The organism is Kitasatospora sp. NPDC034035 (assembly GCF_055575755.1).
The window spans coordinates 1-16833 of record NZ_JBVISA010000004.1 but is presented as its reverse complement, the minus strand read 5'-3'; the positions used below and the strand labels follow the sequence as shown (position 1 = coordinate 16833).

General features: G+C 73.6%; 17 protein-coding genes. 8 read left to right on the top strand and 9 right to left on the bottom strand.

Going from position 1 to position 16833, the window contains the following annotated elements; translation table 11 throughout:
• The first annotated feature begins 53 nt into the window (after nucleotides 1–53).
• Nucleotides 54–755: a VC0807 family protein gene (locus tag ACZ52J_RS06870; RefSeq protein WP_465616410.1), complete on the top strand. Its 702-nt coding sequence runs from the start codon at nucleotides 54–56 to the stop codon at nucleotides 753–755.
• Here the strand turns inward: ACZ52J_RS06870 and ACZ52J_RS06865 are convergent.
• The gene (locus ACZ52J_RS06865) at nucleotides 737–1537 is read right to left on the bottom strand and encodes an AraC family transcriptional regulator (RefSeq protein ID WP_465616408.1); all 801 of its coding nucleotides are present in this window, start codon (nucleotides 1535–1537) and stop codon (nucleotides 737–739) included. The two genes, ACZ52J_RS06870 and ACZ52J_RS06865, sit on opposite strands and share 19 nt — an antisense overlap.
• A gap of 65 nt (nucleotides 1538–1602) precedes the next feature.
• On the opposite strand from ACZ52J_RS06865, the gene ACZ52J_RS06860 reads away from it, so the two are divergent.
• Entirely contained in the window at nucleotides 1603–2190 is a 588-nt protein-coding gene (locus ACZ52J_RS06860) for a TIGR03086 family metal-binding protein (protein ID WP_465616406.1), read from the top strand.
• A 231-nt stretch (nucleotides 2191–2421) separates the two neighbouring features.
• Here ACZ52J_RS06860 and ACZ52J_RS06855 read toward each other — a convergent pair whose 3' ends face one another.
• On the bottom strand, nucleotides 2422–3297 hold the full coding sequence (locus ACZ52J_RS06855; RefSeq protein WP_465616404.1) for a LysR family transcriptional regulator: 876 nt from the start codon (nucleotides 3295–3297) through the stop codon (nucleotides 2422–2424).
• 70 nt (nucleotides 3298–3367) lie between these two features.
• Here ACZ52J_RS06855 and ACZ52J_RS06850 point away from each other — a divergent pair, with 70 nt between their 5' ends.
• On the top strand, nucleotides 3368–3736 hold the full coding sequence (locus tag ACZ52J_RS06850; RefSeq protein WP_360494735.1) for a nuclear transport factor 2 family protein: 369 nt from the start codon (nucleotides 3368–3370) through the stop codon (nucleotides 3734–3736).
• 147 nt (nucleotides 3737–3883) lie between these two features.
• Here ACZ52J_RS06850 and ACZ52J_RS06845 read toward each other — a convergent pair whose 3' ends face one another.
• Together ACZ52J_RS06845 and ACZ52J_RS06840 are read right to left on the bottom strand one after the other, a co-directional pair.
• Nucleotides 3884–4960, bottom strand: coding sequence for a fatty acid desaturase family protein (locus tag ACZ52J_RS06845; protein WP_465616402.1), 1077 nt, complete (start codon nucleotides 4958–4960; stop codon nucleotides 3884–3886).
• A gap of 208 nt (nucleotides 4961–5168) precedes the next feature.
• Nucleotides 5169–5927: a hypothetical protein gene (locus ACZ52J_RS06840; RefSeq protein WP_465616401.1), complete on the bottom strand. Its 759-nt coding sequence runs from the start codon at nucleotides 5925–5927 to the stop codon at nucleotides 5169–5171.
• 352 nt (nucleotides 5928–6279) lie between these two features.
• On the opposite strand from ACZ52J_RS06840, the gene ACZ52J_RS06835 reads away from it, so the two are divergent.
• Entirely contained in the window at nucleotides 6280–8781 is a 2502-nt protein-coding gene (locus ACZ52J_RS06835; RefSeq protein ID WP_465616399.1) for a helicase-associated domain-containing protein, read from the top strand.
• A 16-nt stretch (nucleotides 8782–8797) separates the two neighbouring features.
• Here the strand turns inward: ACZ52J_RS06835 and ACZ52J_RS06830 are convergent, their stop codons facing one another.
• A complete protein-coding gene (locus tag ACZ52J_RS06830; protein ID WP_465616397.1) occupies nucleotides 8798–9049 on the bottom strand; it encodes a hypothetical protein in 252 nt (83 codons plus the stop codon).
• 110 nt (nucleotides 9050–9159) lie between these two features.
• Here ACZ52J_RS06830 and ACZ52J_RS06825 point away from each other — a divergent pair, with 110 nt between their 5' ends.
• Both ACZ52J_RS06825 and ACZ52J_RS06820 read left to right on the top strand, forming a co-directional pair.
• Complete coding sequence (locus ACZ52J_RS06825) at nucleotides 9160–9564, top strand: hypothetical protein (protein ID WP_360494747.1); 405 nt, start codon at nucleotides 9160–9162, stop codon at nucleotides 9562–9564.
• A gap of 177 nt (nucleotides 9565–9741) precedes the next feature.
• A complete protein-coding gene (locus tag ACZ52J_RS06820) occupies nucleotides 9742–11379 on the top strand; it encodes a DNA repair helicase XPB (protein ID WP_465616395.1) in 1638 nt (545 codons plus the stop codon).
• Nucleotides 11380–11391: 12 nt separating this feature from the next.
• On the opposite strand, the gene ACZ52J_RS06815 is transcribed toward ACZ52J_RS06820, so the two are convergent.
• The gene (locus ACZ52J_RS06815) at nucleotides 11392–11553 is read right to left on the bottom strand and encodes a hypothetical protein (protein ID WP_360494753.1); all 162 of its coding nucleotides are present in this window, start codon (nucleotides 11551–11553) and stop codon (nucleotides 11392–11394) included.
• 291 nt (nucleotides 11554–11844) lie between these two features.
• Between ACZ52J_RS06815 and ACZ52J_RS06810 the strand changes: the two genes are divergently transcribed.
• Complete coding sequence (locus tag ACZ52J_RS06810) at nucleotides 11845–13896, top strand: HelD family protein (RefSeq protein WP_465616393.1); 2052 nt, start codon at nucleotides 11845–11847, stop codon at nucleotides 13894–13896.
• A gap of 43 nt (nucleotides 13897–13939) precedes the next feature.
• Here ACZ52J_RS06810 and ACZ52J_RS06805 read toward each other — a convergent pair whose 3' ends face one another.
• The 3 genes from ACZ52J_RS06805 to ACZ52J_RS06795 form a co-directional block, all read right to left on the bottom strand.
• Nucleotides 13940–14626: a copper homeostasis protein CutC gene (locus tag ACZ52J_RS06805; protein WP_465616391.1), complete on the bottom strand. Its 687-nt coding sequence runs from the start codon at nucleotides 14624–14626 to the stop codon at nucleotides 13940–13942.
• A 79-nt stretch (nucleotides 14627–14705) separates the two neighbouring features.
• Nucleotides 14706–15665, bottom strand: a complete 960-nt coding sequence (locus ACZ52J_RS06800) for a hypothetical protein (protein ID WP_465616389.1) — start codon at nucleotides 15663–15665, stop codon at nucleotides 14706–14708.
• Nucleotides 15662–16045 carry a PadR family transcriptional regulator gene (locus tag ACZ52J_RS06795; RefSeq protein ID WP_465616387.1) on the bottom strand — a complete coding sequence of 128 codons (384 nt, stop codon included), beginning with the start codon at nucleotides 16043–16045 and terminating at the stop codon, nucleotides 15662–15664. The genes ACZ52J_RS06800 and ACZ52J_RS06795 overlap by 4 nt, the downstream gene beginning before the upstream one ends.
• Nucleotides 16046–16109: 64 nt before the next feature.
• Here ACZ52J_RS06795 and ACZ52J_RS06790 point away from each other — a divergent pair, with 64 nt between their 5' ends.
• On the top strand, nucleotides 16110–16742 hold the full coding sequence (locus tag ACZ52J_RS06790) for an HD domain-containing protein (RefSeq protein ID WP_465616385.1): 633 nt from the start codon (nucleotides 16110–16112) through the stop codon (nucleotides 16740–16742).
• Nucleotides 16743–16833: the final 91 nt, after the last annotated feature.

The following is a 16833-nucleotide window of genomic DNA, read 5'->3' as shown; positions in this document are numbered from 1 at the left end:
GGGCCCGTCAGAATGAGCCGGTAACTCGCCGCTCACTCTCCGGGGACGACACCGTGTCAACTACCGCAGCTCCACAGGCTCCTGCCCGCAAGGGCGGGGCCGCCGCCCTCGGCTGGCTGATCAGCATCGGCTTCAACGTCGTCGCACCGATCCTGATCTACAACCAGCTGCACGACCACGGCTACAGCGAATCCACCGCGATCCTGCTCTCGGGCCTGGGACCGGTGGTCGACACCGTGATCTACCTCCTCTGGCACCGCCGGATCGACGAGTTCGCCGTCGTCTCCCTGGTGTTCGTCGCCCTGACCCTGGTGGTCGCGCTGATCGGGCCGCAGGACCCGAAGATGCTGCTGGCCAAGGACTCCTTCGTCTCCGGCCTGCTCGGCGTGTTCTACCTGGGCTCGCTCGCCGCACCGAAGCCGATCATGTTCTACTTCGGGCGCAAGTTCGCCACCGACGGCACGCCGGAGATGGTCGCCTGGTGGAACTCGATGTGGCAGTACCCGGGCTTCCGCCTGGTCCAGCGCAACCTGACCATCGTGTGGGGCGTGGCGTTCATCCTGGAGGCCGCGCTGCGGATCGTGCTGGTCTACACCCTGTCGCACGGCACGGTGGTGACGGTCAACAACATCCTTCCGTACGTGGTGCTCGGCGGGCTGGTGTACTTCACCATCGCCTACGCCAAGCGGGCCAGCGCCAAGGGCCGGGCCGCTGCTGCCGCCGCGGCGGAAGCCGGTCAGCCCGCCGCCGCGTAACGGGCCGGGGGCTCGCCGACCACGGCCGTGAAGTCGCGGGTGAGATGGGCCTGGTCGGCGTAGCCCAGTTCGGCGGCGAGCGCGGCCAGGTCCAACTCGCCGCCGCCGCTCGCCCGTTCGGCCGCCTCGTGGAGCCGGGCGCGGCGCAGCACCCACTTCGGGGAGGCGCCGACGTACTCGGCGAACAGGCGCTGGAGGCGTCGGACGCCGAGCCCGAACTCGGCGGCCAGATCGTCCACCCGGCAGAGATCCGGCGAGCCGGTGATGCGCTCCACCATCGCGGCGACCTCGTCCGCGACCGGGTCGGGCGCGGGCAGCCGGGGCAGCAGGAAGGCGTCGGCGAGGGCCGCCGGGTCGGCCCCTTCGCCGCCCAGCAGGGCCGCGTCGAGGCGGTCGGCAGCGGGCCCGAAGAACTCGACGGCGGGGACGGACCGGTCGGCCAGCGCACTCACCGGACGGCCCGCGAAGGGGCGGAAGGCCCCGGGGCGGAACTTCACGCCCAACACGTGCCCGGTCCCCTCCAGCCGACGGACGAAGAGCGAGCGGTCCACCCCGTAGACCCGGGCCCGGGGGGCCTCGAAGACCAGATGGACGTTCGGGTGGGCGAGCACCTTCTGCTCGTACGACGGCAGGCCGTGCAGGTCCCAGCGCACCAGCCAGTAGTACTCGACGAACCGCGCCACCGCGGGATCGGGCGCCAGGCGCTCCACGCTGATCAGCTCGGCTGCCCGGGCCGGGTGCAGCACGCCGCGGCCGAGATCGGGAGAGTCGGCGGAGTCCATGGCCGCCAGGGTAGCGTCGCGTTTCTTCAAGACCCGGACCTTCCGGCCGGTGCAGGATCGGTCACATGAACGTCCACCCGATGCACCCCGTCCTGGCCCGCGCCGCCACCGCTGCGGCCGAGGTCGCCACCGCCGTCCCGGCCGGCTTCGCGTCGGACGCCCCGACGCCCTGCACGGGTTTCGACACCCGCGCGCTGATCAATCACTGGGTGCTCTACACCTCCCACGGCCTGGAGCACCGGGCCCGGCGCACCGAGCTGCCCCAGGAGCTGATCGAGCGGGACTTCACCGCCGAGGCCGACTGGCGCTCCGCGTACGGGGCGCAGCTGGAGCGGGCGGTCGCCGCCTGGGCCGATCCGGCCGCCTGGGAGGGCGACGTCGACCTCGGCGGCTCACCGATGCCGGCGGTGGGCATCGCCCGGATGCTGATCCTGGAGCTGGTGCTGCACGGCTGGGACGTCGCCCGGACCGTCGGTGCGGAGATCTCGGTCGATGAGCAACTCGCCGCGATGGCACTGGAGATCGTCGAGGAGAACGCCGAGCTGTACCGGCAGTACGAGGGCTTCGCCGAAGCGGTGGCACTGCCGGACGACGCCTCCACCTGGGACCGCGCGCTCGCCGCCTCGGGCCGGGACCCGCACTGGAAGGCCTGACCCCCACCCGGGGGGAGCCGCGAGAAGCCACAGCCCCCCGGGAAGTCCGTCAGGACAGGGTGTCCGCGAGCTTGCTGGAGCCGCGCTGGACGATGTTGTCACGGGTGTTGCCGGCGTCGAGGCAGACCCCCGGGTGCCCCGGCCCGTGAAGATCGAGGAGTTCCACGTGAGGTTGTCGGACGGGCTGGTGGCGTCCTTGAAGAGGCGGGCGGGGAGGGGGTTGTCCGACGATCACTCGGAGCCCAACGCCGCCCGGAGTTTGGCGCGCAGGACCCGGACGGCCGGGGAGTGCTGGTCGGGGCGGCTGACGAGCGCGAGGCAGGAACGGACGGCAGCGTCCGCGATCACCATGGTGCTCAGGCCGGGGCCCTCGACGGAGGAGGGGCTGAGGACCGCGACGCCGGCTCCGCGTTCGGCGAGACGGAGGACGGCGACCGGGGAACTGGCGTCGATGTCCACCCGCGGGTCGAGGCCGAGCTGCGCGCAGGATCGCTCGTAGGCGGAGCGGATGCCGGTGCCCGGGGAGAGGCAGAGGATCTTCTCGCCGCGCAGGTCGGCGAGGGTCAGTCCGGGCCGGTCGAGCGCATGCCCGGTCGGGACGACGGCGGCGATCTGCTCGTCCACGACGACGCCGGCGTCGAGGCCCGCCGGAGCCTCGCCCGCGTAGCCGATCAGGGCCAGGTCGAGGGCACCGGAGAGGACCTGCGCCTGGAGCAGGTCGGAGTGGCCCTCGTGCAGGCTCAGTTCGATGCCGGGGTGGGTACGGCCGAGATCGGCGACCACGTCGAGGAACGGCGGGATCGAGCAGCCCATGATCATGCCGAGCCGGACCCGGCCGCGCACCGCGTCGGCGAACTCGGCGGCGGTGTGCCGGATGGCGTCCAGAGTGGCGAGGGCGCTCTTCGCCAGCGGGAGAACGGCCTCCCCGGCCGGGGTGAGGCGGACCTGGCGGCCGGATCGGTCGAGCAGTTGCTGGCCCAACTCCTTTTCCAGCTTGGCCACCTGGGTACTGACACCGGACTGGCTCACGTGCAGGCGACGGGCGGCGGCGGTGAAGGTCCCCTCGTCGACCACGGCGGCGAGGTAGCGCAGCTGATGCATCTCCATAACTCATGATGATAGAAGGCATCGGATCCATCTGTTGGACGGATTGCCCGCCGCGCAGAACGATGGAGACATGACGACGACGAAGAACGCACGCGAGCTTGCCGAGACCTACTTCACCGCCTGGGAGGCGGGCGACTTCGAGACCATCCGGGGACTGCTGGCCGACGACGTGGACTTCGTCGGGGCACTGGGAACCGCCAGCGGCGTGGAGCAGGCACTGGCCGGACTGCAGGGGCTCGGCCGGGTGCTGGAGAAGATCGACGTGAAGGTGCGCGTCGCCGAGGGCGACGAGGTGATCACCTGGTTCGAGCTGAACACCAGCATCGCGGAGCCCACGCCGACGGTGAACTGGATGCACGTGGAGGACGGGAAGATCGCCCGGATCCGGGTCACCTTCGACCCGCGCGCCCTGCTCGCCGGATTCGAGAAGAAGAGCTGAGCCGGGGGGCGGTGACGGCCCTCCTCCAGGGGTGTCAAAGCCGACGAATTCGACCACCACGCCGCCCGGCATGCCGGAGTGGGAAGTCGGCCCCACCGACTTCCCACTCCCCACCTCCACTCCCATTCCCACTCCCACTCCCCTGCCTCACTCGCCGGAGCGGATCGGCTCTCCCGTCCGGTGCAGGTGGGCGAAGATCTCGCGGTACGAACGGAGCAGGCCCACCTCGTAGTACGGGATGCCCTGCTCCGCGCAGAACTCCCGGGTGATCCGGGCGGCCCGGCCGAGCGCCGGAGTCGGCATGCTGGGGAACAGGTGGTGCTCCACCTGGTAGTTGAGGCCGCCCATCACCGAGTCGACGACCGCGCCGCCCCGCACATTGCGCGAGGTGAGCACCTGGCGGCGCAGGAAGTCCAGCTTCATCTCGGGTGTCACCATCAGCATGCCCTTGTGGTTCGGGGCGAAGACGCAGCCCAGGTACACCCCGAGCAGCGCCTGGTGCACGGCAAAGAAGGCGATCGCCTTGCCGGTCGGAAGCGCGGCGAAGATCAGGCCGAAGTAGGCCACGAAGTGCACGACCAGCAGCACGCCCTCCAGCAGCGGCCGCTTCATCGTGGGGCTGCGCAGCGCGCGGAAGCTGTTGAAGCTGAGGTTGAGGCCCTCCAGCAGGAGCAACGGGACGAACAGGTAGGCCTGTCGGCGGCCGATGAACCGGGCGAGGCCGCCGGCCTCCCGGGCCTGCCGCTTGGACCACACGACCAGGTCGGGGGAGACGTCCGGGTCCCGTTCCTCGTGGTTCGGGTTGGCGTGGTGGCGGGTGTGCTTGTTCATCCACCAGCCGTAGCTCATGCCCATCAGCAGGTTGGCGGCGATCCGGCCGCCGATCTCGCTCGGCAGGCGCCGGGTGAAGACCTGACGATGCGCCAGATCGTGCGACAGCAGGGCGACTTGGGCGAAGACGAGGGACATCGCCGCCGCCAGGCCGAGCTGCCACCAGGTGTCGCCCAGCGCGAACAGGGCGTACCAGCCGCCGACGAACGCGGCGAGCACCAGGGCGATCCGGGCGGCGTAGTAGCCGGGGCGCCGGTCGAGCAGGCCCTCGGCGGCGATCCGGCGGCTCAACTGGGCGAAGTCGCTGCCACCGCTGCCTGCCTGCGGGGTGGTGATGGTGGGGGCGGTGGTGGTGGCAGGGGCCTCGGTCATCGTCAAGGGCTGTGTGGGCATGCCCCGAGTCTGGTGCGGCCGGGCGGCCCGAAGAACGGGGAAAGCACCCTTCCCGTACGGGTGTTAACCCCCGTACGGGAAGGGGTGCCGGCCCTGCCGCGGCGGTGCTTCACCCCGCGCCCGACGGTCGGAACAGCTCGGCGGTTCCGCTCATCCCGGTGCTCTCCGGCGTCAAGGCGCTCCCGCTGCGCGATCCCCCGCCCCCGCCTCAGCCCTGCTGCTGCGGCGGACGGCGGTGCATGCCGACCAGCAGCAGGACCACCGCGGAGATCACCGCCGACACCCGCAGCACGTTCGGGGCCGACGACCAGCCGATCTGCCCCAGCGGGGAGCCCGACTGCAGCCCGCCGCCCTGGCCGCCGCCCTGCTTGGCGTGCTGCATGGCGTACAGGGTGGTCGCGCTCATCGTGATCAGCGGAATCCCGAGGATCGCGAACTTGCGCATCAGATCAGAGAGCTGGCGGGACAGGTAGCCGAGGCCCCAGCCCGCCAGCATCACCGGGAAGAAGCCGGTGACCGCGCCGCCGACCAGCAGGACGCTGGAGAGCAGGATCAGCGGGGACACCTTGCGGGCACCGGCATCCTTGCCCACGCCCTTCCCTGCGCCCTTCCCCCCTGCGGGAACCTTGGGCGCTCCGGCGGCGGGGGCCTGCCCAGCCGCCTTGCCCCTGGCCTTCCGCAGCTTCTTCGACTTCCGCAGCGTCTTCGGGTCCGCCCCGGGCTCCACCGGCTGCGCGGCGGACTCGGCCGGGTCCGCGGGCTCGCCCGGCGCACGCTGATCGGGGATCGGCTTCGGCGCGGGCTCCGGCCCGTCCGAGAAGTCGAACACCGTCATGGTCCACGGGCCGGTGCTGCTCACCGTCGGCGGCGGGATGGCGGACGCCCGCGCCTCGGCGTCCACCACGTCCGGCGGGTTCAGCGGGACGGACGGGATCCCGGCCGCGCTCGGCGCCGGCGGGTCGTACACGCTGTCAGGATCGTGAGCGGGCACGGCCGGCGGCACCGACGGCGCGGGCGGCACGGACCCGGCGCCCGACGCCCCCGACGCACCACCTCGCGCGGCCCGGTCCTCCGCACCCCCGACCGGACGCTCGCTCCACGGCCCGCTCTTGCGCCACCACTCGCCGTCCGTCATCACCGACACCCCGCCTCGCCCGGCTCGCCCATGGAGAGCGCGGCCGCCCACCGAACCGCCCTCGGCGTGACGCTACCCACCCCGCCCCCACCCACGCGAGTCCGACGGCCGGCGCGGGGCACCGGCCGGTCCGGGCGGTGTGCGGGACACCTCGCCGTCCGCCCGCCCGACTAACCTAGGTCGAATGACCACACAGCAGGGCCACCAACGCCGGGGCAGGTCCGCCGCCGGCCCGCGCACCCTCGCCGAGGAGCTGCGCGCCCGTCCCGACGACGCGCTCGCCGCCCTGCTCCGCTCCCGTCCCGACCTGCTGAACCCGGTCCCCGGCGACCTGACCCAGCTGTCCGCCCGGCTCTCCTCGCGCGCCTCCGCGCTGCGCGCCCTGGAGCGGCTGGACCGCTTCACCCTGCAGGCCGCCGAGGCACTGGCCACCGCCCCGGACGGCACCTCCCTGGCCACCGTCCGCTCCCTGCTGACCGGCCCGGCCAAGGTCAAGCCGCACCCCGGCGCGACCCCGCTCACCCCGGCCGACCGGTCCGCCGTGGCCGCCGCCCTGCCCCGCGCGATCGCCACCCTGCGCGACCGGGCGCTGCTCTGGGGCCCGGACAACGGCCTGCGACTGGTCCTCGCCGTCCGCGAGGCACTCGCCCCGACGGCCGCCAATCCCGGCCGCACCGGCCTCGGCCCGACCCTCGCGGAAGCCACCGTCGGCATGTCCCCGGCCCGGCTGCAGCAGCTGCTCGCCTCGGCGGGCCGGCCCGCCACCCCGGACCCGGTCACCGCCGTCGCCGCGCTCACCGCGCTGCTCACCGACCGCGACGCCTGCGCCGCGCTGCTCGACACCGCCCCCGAGCCCGCGCTGCGGCTGCTGGAGCGGCTGGTCTGGGGGCCGCCCACCGGCACCGTCCCGGACGCCGTCCGCCCGGTCACCGCCGAGGACGCGCAGAGCCCCGTCGAGTGGCTGCTCGCCCGCGGCCTGCTGCTGCCCACCAGCCCCGGCAGCGTCGTGCTGCCCCGCGAACTCGCCCTGCACCTGCGCGGCGGCCGCACCCACCGCACCGTCGAACCGGTCCAGCCCGAGCCCGCGCCCGCCGCCGCCCCGCGCGATCCCCAGGTGGTGGACAGCGCCGCGGCCGGGCAGGCCCACACCGCCGTCAAGACGATCGAGGAGCTGCTGGACGGCTGGGGCCTCACCCCGCCGCTCACCCTGCGCGCCGGCGGCCTCGGCGTCCGCGACCTCAAGCGCGCCGCCCAGGCCCTGGAGGCCACCGAGCAGCAGACCGCGTTCTGGCTCGAACTCTCCTACGCCGCCGGCCTGCTGGCCCCCGACGGCGGGGTGGACGAACGCTGGGCCCCCACCCCCCGGTACGACGCCTGGCTGCAGCTGGACACCGCCGAGCGCTGGTCCGTCCTCGCCACCGCCTGGCTCGCCGCCACCCGCGTCCCGGCCCTCACCGGCACCCAGGACGGCAAGGGCAGGCCGCGCGCCGCCCTCGGCCCCGAACTCGACCGCACTCTCGCCCCGTCCGTCCGCCGCGCCGCCCTCGCGCTGCTCGCCGAACTCCCGCCCGGCACCGCGGCCACCGCCGAGGAGCTGCTCCCCGCCCTGCGCTGGCAGCGCCCGCTGCGCGGCGGCCCGACCGGCCCGGACGGCCGCGACCTGCGCGACGAACTCACCGCCTGGACCCTCGACGAGGCCGAACTCCTCGGCGTCACCGGCCGCGGCGCCCTCGCCGCCCCCGCCCGTGCCCTGCTCACCGCCGAGGCCGACCCGGCCGAGGTGCTCGCCCCGCTGCTCCCGAAGCCGCTGGACCACGTGATCCTCCAGCCGGACCTCACCGCGATCGCCCCCGGCCCGCTGCTCACCCCGCTCGCCCACGCCCTCGCCCTGTGCGCCGACGTCGAGTCCAAGGGCGGCGCCACCGTCTACCGCTTCACCCCGGCGTCCGTGCGCCGCGCCCTCGACGCCGGGCGCACCGCCGCCGACCTGCGCACCTTCCTGGAGCAGCACAGCCGTACGCCCGTCCCGCAGCCGCTCACGTACCTGATCGACGACGTCGCCCGCCGGCACGGCATCCTGCGGGTCGGCGCCGCCTCCTCCTACCTGCGCTGCGACGACCCGGCCCTGCTGAACGAGGTGCTCGCCGACCGCCGCTCCGCCGACCTGCGGCTGCGACTGCTCGCCCCCACCGTCCTGGCCTCCCAGGCCGCCCCGGACGTCCTGCTCGCGACGCTCCGCGCCATGGGCTACGCGCCGGCCGCCGAATCCGCCGAGGGCGACGTGCTGATCACCCGCCCGGACAGCCACCGCACCCCGCCCCGGACCGCGCCCGTCCCCGTCCCCGACGGCCCGCCCACCCCCGACGACGTCCTCCTCGCCGCCGCCATCAAGGCCATCCGGGCCGGCGACCGCGCGGCCACCGCCACCCGCCGCGAACCCACCGCCGACCCGCGCCGGCTCCCGCGCACGGCCGCCGCCGAGACCCTGGCCGCCCTCCAGACGGCCGTCCTCCTCGGCGAGCGGATGTGGATCGGCTACCTCAACGCCGAGGGCATCGCCAGCCAGCGCATCATCGACCCGGTCAAGGTCGAGGGCGGCTTCGTCACCGCCTTCGACCACCACGCCGACGAACTCCGCACCTTCGCCCTCCACCGCATCACCGGCGTCGCGGAGTTGGAGGAGTAGGGCGCCGGTCGGGCCGTCAGTGCCCCTGCGGCTCCTTCATCTTCTCCTTGACCGCCTGGTCCGCCAGGCTGCCGATCTGCCCCTGCCCGACCGGCATCTCACCCCCGGTGACGGTGTCCGCGAGCAGGAAGCCCGGCGCCGCGAGCAGGCCGCCGGGCCCCTCGCCGATGCCCGCGAGAGCGTGGGCGGACCCGGCCGAGGAGGCGGTGGCGGCGAAGGCCGTGCCCATCAGGGCGAGGGCGGTGAGAACGCGCTTCGACTTCTTCATGACCAGCTCAACGAGCGAGTACGCACGGTGGTCACTCGGCCCGTTTGACGGCCCGCTCCCACCGGCGTAGTCCGGGAACAGGGGGGTTCTCGACAAAGGAGGCACCCACCATGCTCGGCGAACTCATCGGCGAGATCCAGGGCGAGGAGACCGGTCGACGGGTCCTCTCCGTCGGCGACGGGCACCCGATCGTCGAGGTGTCCATCCGGGGCACCGCCAGCTACTACGGCACGGCGGTCAACACCATCGGCACCTACGAGTCCGAACTGCGCGCCGACGGCTCCCTCTTCGGCGAGGGCCAGGGCGTCGACATGACCGCCGACGGCCAGGGCGTCAGCTGGCACGGCAGCGGCATCGGCCACTTCACCGAGGCCGGCAGCACCGAGTTCCGGGGCGCGATCTTCTTCTCCACCGTCGCACCACAACTCGAACGCCTCAACGCTGTCGTCGGCCTCTTCGAGTTCGACACCGACGCCGGCGGCAAGATCACCGGCCGGATCTACGAATGGAAGTGACCCCCGGGTGGAAGTGACCCCCGGGCCGTAGCTCCCGGAGGCACCCGTTCCACCTGCCCGTCCACAGAGCCGGTCCACGGAGCGGGTCCACAGAGCGGGTCCACGTCGGCGGCGGAATGCGCGACACTGGAGGGTCTGCGTCAATCCACCCTGTCAGCCAGTGGAGGGCTTCCCCGCGTGAATGACGGACCGCTCATCGTCCAGAGCGACAAAACTCTCCTCCTGGAGATCGACCACCCCAAGGCCGCCGACTGCCGTCGCGCCATCGCGCCGTTCGCCGAGTTGGAGCGGGCACCCGAGCACGTGCACACGTACCGGGTGACCCCGCTCGGGCTGTGGAACGCGCGGGCGGCCGGCCACGACGCCGAGCAGGTGGTGGACGCCCTGGTGACGTACTCGCGCTACCCGGTGCCGCACGCACTGCTGGTGGACGTGGCCGACACCATGGGCCGGTACGGCCGGCTCCAGCTGGTCAAGCACCCGACGCACGGGCTGGTGCTCAGCACCACCGACCGGCCGGTGCTGGAGGAGGTGCTGCGCTCCAAGAAGATCGCCCCGCTGGTCGGCGACCGGGTCGACCCGGACACCGTGGTGGTGCACCCCTCCGAGCGCGGGCAGATCAAGCAGGTGCTGCTCAAGCTCGGCTGGCCCGCCGAGGACTTCGCCGGGTACGTGGACGGCGAGGCGCACCCGATCGAACTCGACGAGGACGGCTGGCAGCTGCGCCCCTACCAGTCGCAGGCCGTCGAGGGCTTCTGGCACGGCGGCTCCGGCGTCGTCGTGCTGCCCTGCGGGGCCGGCAAGACGCTGGTCGGCGCGGCCGCGATGGCGCACGCCAAGTCGACCACGCTGATCCTGGTCACCAACACCGTGTCGGCCCGCCAGTGGAAGCACGAGCTGGTCAAGCGCACCTCGCTCACCGAGGACGAGATCGGCGAGTACAGCGGCACGCGCAAGGAGATCCGTCCGGTCACCATCGCCACCTACCAGGTGATGACCACCAAGCGGAAGGGCGTCTACGCGCACCTGGAGCTCTTCGACGCCCGCAACTGGGGCCTGGTGGTCTACGACGAGGTGCACCTGCTGCCCGCCCCGGTGTTCAAGTTCACGGCCGACCTGCAGGCCCGCCGCCGACTCGGCCTGACCGCGACGCTGGTGCGCGAGGACGGCCGCGAGGGCGACGTGTTCAGCCTGATCGGTCCCAAGCGCTTCGACGCGCCGTGGAAGGAGATCGAGGCGCAGGGCTACATCGCGCCCGCCGACTGCTGCGAGGTCAGGGTCACCCTGACCGACTCCGAGCGGCTCGCCTACGCGACCGCCGAACCGGAGGAGCGCTACCGCTTCTGCGCCACCACGGCGACCAAGCGGCGGGTGGTGGAGGCGCTGGTCAAGAAGCACGAGAAGGACCAGACGCTGATCATCGGCCAGTACATCGACCAGCTGGACGAGCTCGGTGAGACCCTGGACGCCCCGGTGATCAAGGGCGAGACCAGCAACGCCCAGCGCGAGAAGCTCTTCGACGCCTTCCGGAACAAGGAGATCGGCGTCCTGGTGGTCTCCAAGGTCGCGAACTTCTCGATCGACCTGCCCGAGGCGACGGTGGCCATCCAGGTCTCCGGGACCTTCGGCTCCCGCCAGGAGGAGGCCCAGCGCCTCGGCCGCGTGCTGCGTCCCAAGGCGGACGGCCATGCGGCCCACTTCTACTCGGTGGTCGCCCGGGACACCGTGGACCAGGACTTCGCCGCCCACCGGCAGCGCTTCCTCGCCGAGCAGGGCTACGCGTACCGGATCATGGACGCGGACGACGTGCTGTAACGGCGGGAACGCTCAGTAGCGGACACCGTCGCGCCCGAGGAAGATCACGCGCGCGGCGGTGTCCAGGGCGATGCCGACGTTGCGGACGGCGGTGCTCAGCGGGTTGCGGTGGCGGCCCTGGACGGCGGTCGCGCCGGCCGGGCCCGTACGGGGGGTGTGGGTTTCGGTGCTCATGTCTTCAACGGTAGGCACCCGGACGGCTGCGGGCATCACTCCAAAGGCCGTATCCGCCTCGGCGGCCCTCGTCCTCCGGGTGTACGGCGCCCCCTGAGACCTGCGGGGCTGGAACCCCGAGACGGACGGGTCTAAGATCGTCCGTCTGCCCCCTCCCGAACCGTGGTACCTGCTGAAGTCCCGCAGGCAGCCGGGGGAGGCGCCGACCGCACGGCAACCGGTCGGCTGTACCCCACCGTGAGCTCCATCGATCCGCTGCGCCCGCCACCGGGGCAGCCGGGAAGGTTCGCTGTGCCTGCCACCCCCACCACCGACCCCCTCCAGCGCGAACGCGAGCACCTGGCCGCGTCCCGGTCCGCGCTGCGAGCGATGCGCGAGGACGTCGAGTCGCTCGACCTGCGCGACGTGACCGGCACCTGGGTGTCCGCCGCCGTCCTCCACAACCAGATCGAGGCCCGGATCGCCGCCCTGGCCGACCTCTCCCACACCCCGCTCTTCTTCGGCCGCCTCGACTACCTGCACGCGATCAGCGAGGAACTGAGCGAGGGCGGGGGAGGGGAGAACTTCTACATCGGCCGCCGCCACGTCCACGACGCCGACGGCGACCCGATGGTGATCGACTGGCGCGCGCCGGTCTCCCAGCCGTTCTACCGGGCCAGCCGCACCGAGCCGCTGGACGTCGAGCGCCGCCGCCGCTTCGGCTACACCGGCGGCGAGCTCACCGCCTACGAGGACGAGCACCTCACCGACCCCACGGAGACGGAGGGCACCTCCGCCCTGCTCGCCGCCGAGATCGAGAAGCCCCGCGTCGGGCCGATGCGCGACATCGTGGCCACCATCCAGCCCGAGCAGGACGAGATCGTCCGCTCCGACGTGACGGGCACCATCTGCGTCCAGGGGGCGCCGGGCACCGGGAAGACCGCCGTCGGCCTGCACCGCGTCGCGTTCCTGCTGTACGCGCACCGCGAGCGCCTGGCCCGTACCGGCACCCTGGTGATCGGGCCGAACAACGCCTTCCTCTCCTACATCGAGCAGGTGCTCCCGGCCCTCGGCGAGCTGGACGTCGCCCAGGCCACCGTGCAGCAGCTGGTCGGGCACGTCGAGGTCCGGGGCGAGGACAGCCCGGAGTCGGCCCGGCTGAAGGGCGACGCCCGGATGGCCGAGGTGCTGCGCCGGGCGGTGCGGGCCGGCATCAGGCTGCCCACCGAGCCCTGCGTGGTGGTCCGCGGCTCCCGCCGCTGGCGCGTCCCGGTGTACGAACTCGTCGAGATCATCGAGGAGTTGAAGGGCCGCGAGGTGCGCTACGGCGCCGCCAGGGACGCCCTGCCGCAGCGCATCGCGCACGCCGTGCTGCTGAAGATGGAGCAGGGCGGCGAGGCCCCCGACGACCGGGTGCAGGACGCGGTGGCCCGCAACAGCGCCGTCAAGGCGGTGGCCAAGGAGTGCTGGCCGGCCGTCGACCCGGCGAAGCTGGTGCTGCGGCTGCTCTCCGACCCGGAGTTCCTGGCCGAGTGCGCCGAAGGCGTGCTGACGCCCGAGGAGCAGCAGGCGGTGCTGTGGCCCAAGCCAGGCCGCTCGGTGAAGACCGCCCGCTGGACGCCGGCCGACGCCGTCCTGGTGGACGAGACGACGGACCTGGTGCAGCGCACGCCCTCGCTCGGCCACGTGGTGCTGGACGAGGCGCAGGACCTCTCCCCGATGCAGTACCGCGCGGTCGGCCGCCGCTGCACCACCGGCTCGGCGACCGTCCTCGGCGACCTCGCCCAGGGCACCACCCCGTGGGCGACGGCGAGCTGGCCGGACGCGCTGCGCCACCTGGGCAAGCCGGACGCGCACATCGAGGAGCTGACCAAGGGCTTCCGGGTGCCGGAGGAGGTCATCGCGTACGCCTCCCGGCTGCTCCCGGCGATCGCCCCTGGCCTGGCCCCGGCCACCTCGGTCCGTGACACCGCCGGCTCGCTGACGATCCGCCAGGTCACCGAGGGGGAAGGGGTCGAGGCGGTGGTCGCCGCCTGCCGGGAGGCGCTGGAGCACGAGGGCTCGACCGGCCTGATCGCCGCCGACGCCCGGATCCCGCTGTTCGCCGAGGCGCTGACCGCGGCCGGGCTGCCGTACCTCTCCCCCGGCACCGAGACCAGCGCCGAGGCCCGGCTGACCCTCGTCCCGGCCTCGCTGGCCAAGGGTCTGGAGTACGACTACGTGGTGCTGGACGAGCCGGCCGCGGTGATCGCCGGCGAGCCGGACGAGCGGACCGGCCTGCGGCGGCTGTACGTGGCGCTGACCCGCGCCGTCTCCGGCCTGACCGTGCTGCACGGCGAGCCGCTGCCCGAGCAGCTGCGGTAGCGCGCAAGAGGGCCGGCCCGCGGGGCGGCCCTCTCGCGTGCACTCAGGCGTCGATCAGCGCCCGCCACTCGGCGACCTTGGCCGCGTCCACCGGCGTCCGCCAGCCGTCGGCCCGCACCGCGCCGCCGACGTGGAAGGCGTCGAAGCCCTCCGCCCGCAGCCCCTTCAGGTGCTCGGCCCGCAGGCCGCCGCCGACCAGGATCCGCTGCCGGTAGCCGGGCTCGCCGGCGCGGGCCAGCTCGGCCGAGAGCGCCTCGCGGCCGGCGTCCACCCCGGCGGCCGCGCCGGAGGTGAGGAAGGTGTCCAGCCCGGGCAGCGCGCCGACGGCGGCGCGCAGGGCGGCGCGGTCGGCGCTGTGGTCGATCGCCCGGTGGAAGGTCCAGCGGCAGCCGGCCACCGCCTGGGCGACGGTCGCGGTGGCGTCCGGGTCGACCGCGCCGTCGGCGTCGAGGAAGCCGAAGACGAACTCCTCGGCGCCCTCGGCCCGCAGCGCGGCGGCCCGGGCGCACAGCTCGTCCAGGTCGCCGGGGGCGAAGCCGTCCCGGATCCGGAGCATGACGCGCAGCGGGATGCCGACGGCGGCCCGGATCCGGGCGAAGTCCTCGACGGACGGGGTGAGTCCGTCGGCGGCCATGTCGGTGACCAGTTCGAGCCGGTCGGCGCCGCCCGACTCGGCGGCCCGGGCGTCCTGGGGCGTCAGCGCGATGACTTCGAAAATTGGTCTAGACATATCAGACAGCCTGCCACACCCGCCCGCCCCCGACGAGACCGCGCCCCCGGTTCCGGTCACGCCGGGCCGGGGGCGCCCGTCACACCCGTCCCGGCAGCATCCCGTCGGCTCCCCGCCGGCCGAAACGGTGGCCCGCCACCGCCACCAACACCAGCAGGGCCACCACCGGCACCGCCACCGGCAGCAGGTGCGACATCCCGCCGGACCCCCGCCAGATGTTGAACAGGCTGCCGGGCCCGGTCAGCACCAGCACCGCCAGCCCCACCGCCGCCGGCCCCATCCGCCCGCGCAACCCGGCGAAGGTCAGCAGCACCGGGGCGATCAGCATCACCACGAACCACTGACGGTCCAGCGGGAAGGTCGTGTCGTCCCAGTTCTGGACCGCCTCCAGCAGCCCGCCCGCGGCCATCGAGGCCAGCACCAGAGCGGCGGTCCGCAGGTTCGGCCGGGGCAGCAGGTCGGTCGGCGCGGCGACCAGCAGCAGCGCGGCCACCACGAACGGCAGCGAGGCCATCCCGACGTAGCCGACCCACCAGGCGTCGAGCCCGGACGTCCGCCAGGCGGCGTCGCCCAGGTCGTACAGCCCGACGGCGCCCAGGAGCAGCGCGGTGACCCGAACGGCCGTCCAGCGCCCCAGCAGGGCTGCCACCCCGAGCAGCAACGCGGCCACCGGCGGGCCGAAGGCCCGGACGTGGTTGCCGAACGAGTCGTCCCAGGCCAGCCACCTGGTGGTCCGTTCAAGGGTGGCCAACCAGGGCACCATGGTGGCCCCGACCACCGCACCGGCGATCATCGGCGCCACCAGCGCGAGCAACCGGCCGGCCGCCGAACCGCCGGTCAGCCCGAGCCGCACCCGCAGCCCGTACGCCGCCAGGCCGAGTACCTCCCGGGCGACCGCCGTGCGACCGCCCGCGGCCGCCGTGTCGGCGAACACCTCGGCCAGTTCCTCACCGCGGTCACGGCGGTACTGCGCCGGGTAGAGCTGCAGCGCGGCCCGCAGCGCCGCCGAGGGCGCGGGACCGATCACCGGCATGGTCATGAGAGTCCTCCCCCCGCGGCGGGCCGCCCCTGCGGCCCGGCCTTCCCCGGCAGCATCGACCGGATCTTCGTCAGCCGGCGTTCAGCCTCGGTGGCGACCGCTCGCAGGCGCCCGGCCTCGGCGGCGAGGGCACCCCGGCCGGCGTCGGTCAGCGCGTAGCTGCGCCGGGCGCGGCCGTCCACCACCTCCTCGGCGGCGACCTCGATGAGGCCCTGGCCCAGCAGCCGGTCGAGTGCGCCGTAGAGCGTGCCGGTGCGCATCTTGACCCGGCCGTCCGAGATCGCGGCGATCTCCTGGATGAGCGCGTAGCCGTGCCTCGGGGCGTCGGCCAGCGCGGTGAGCAGAAGCAGCGTCGGCTCCTGCATGGAGCGTTCTGTCATACGTCTACATATATCGTCAACCGGCACATCCCGTCCACCGGAACGGCCCGACACAATGTGCCCCATGCCGACCGAGGACCTGCTCACCGCCTGGACCGCCCTGCTGCACCGCTGCGGCACCACCGACGACCCCGAACCGTACGGCCGGGAACTGCTGCGCCGCTGGTCGGACCCGCGCCGCCGCTACCACTCCACCGAACACCTGCGCGCGGTCCTGCACCACGTCGACGAGCTCGCCGGGCACGCCGCCGACCCCGACGCCGTCCGGCTCGCCGCCTGGTTCCACGACGCCGTCTACCGGCCCGACCGCACCGAGAACGAGGAGCGCAGCGCCGCCCTCGCCGTCCGCGCGCTGACCGCCGCCGGCCTGCCCGCCGCGCGCGTCACCGAGGTCGAACGTCTGGTCCTGCTCACCATCGGCCACGACCCGGCCCCCGGCGACCGCGACGGCGAGGTGCTCTGCGACGCGGACCTCGCCGTCCTCGGCGGCACCCCCGAGGCCTACGCCGCCTACGCGGCCGCCGTTCGGGAGGAGTACGCCTTCGTCCCCGAGCCGGACTTCCGCACCGGCCGGGCCGCCGTCCTGCGCCGGCTCCTGGCGCTCCCGGCCCTCTACCGCACCCCCGCCGCCCGCGGGCGCCTCGGCACCGCCGCCCGCAGCAACCTCACCGCAGAACTCCGGCAGCTGGAGGGCTAGGCCCAATGCCGGTGATTTAAGGTCCTGCCCGGTCCGGCGATCGTGACGATGGCCGGAGCGGGTGGTGGCCAGTCGCGGTGTTCGGCCCGTT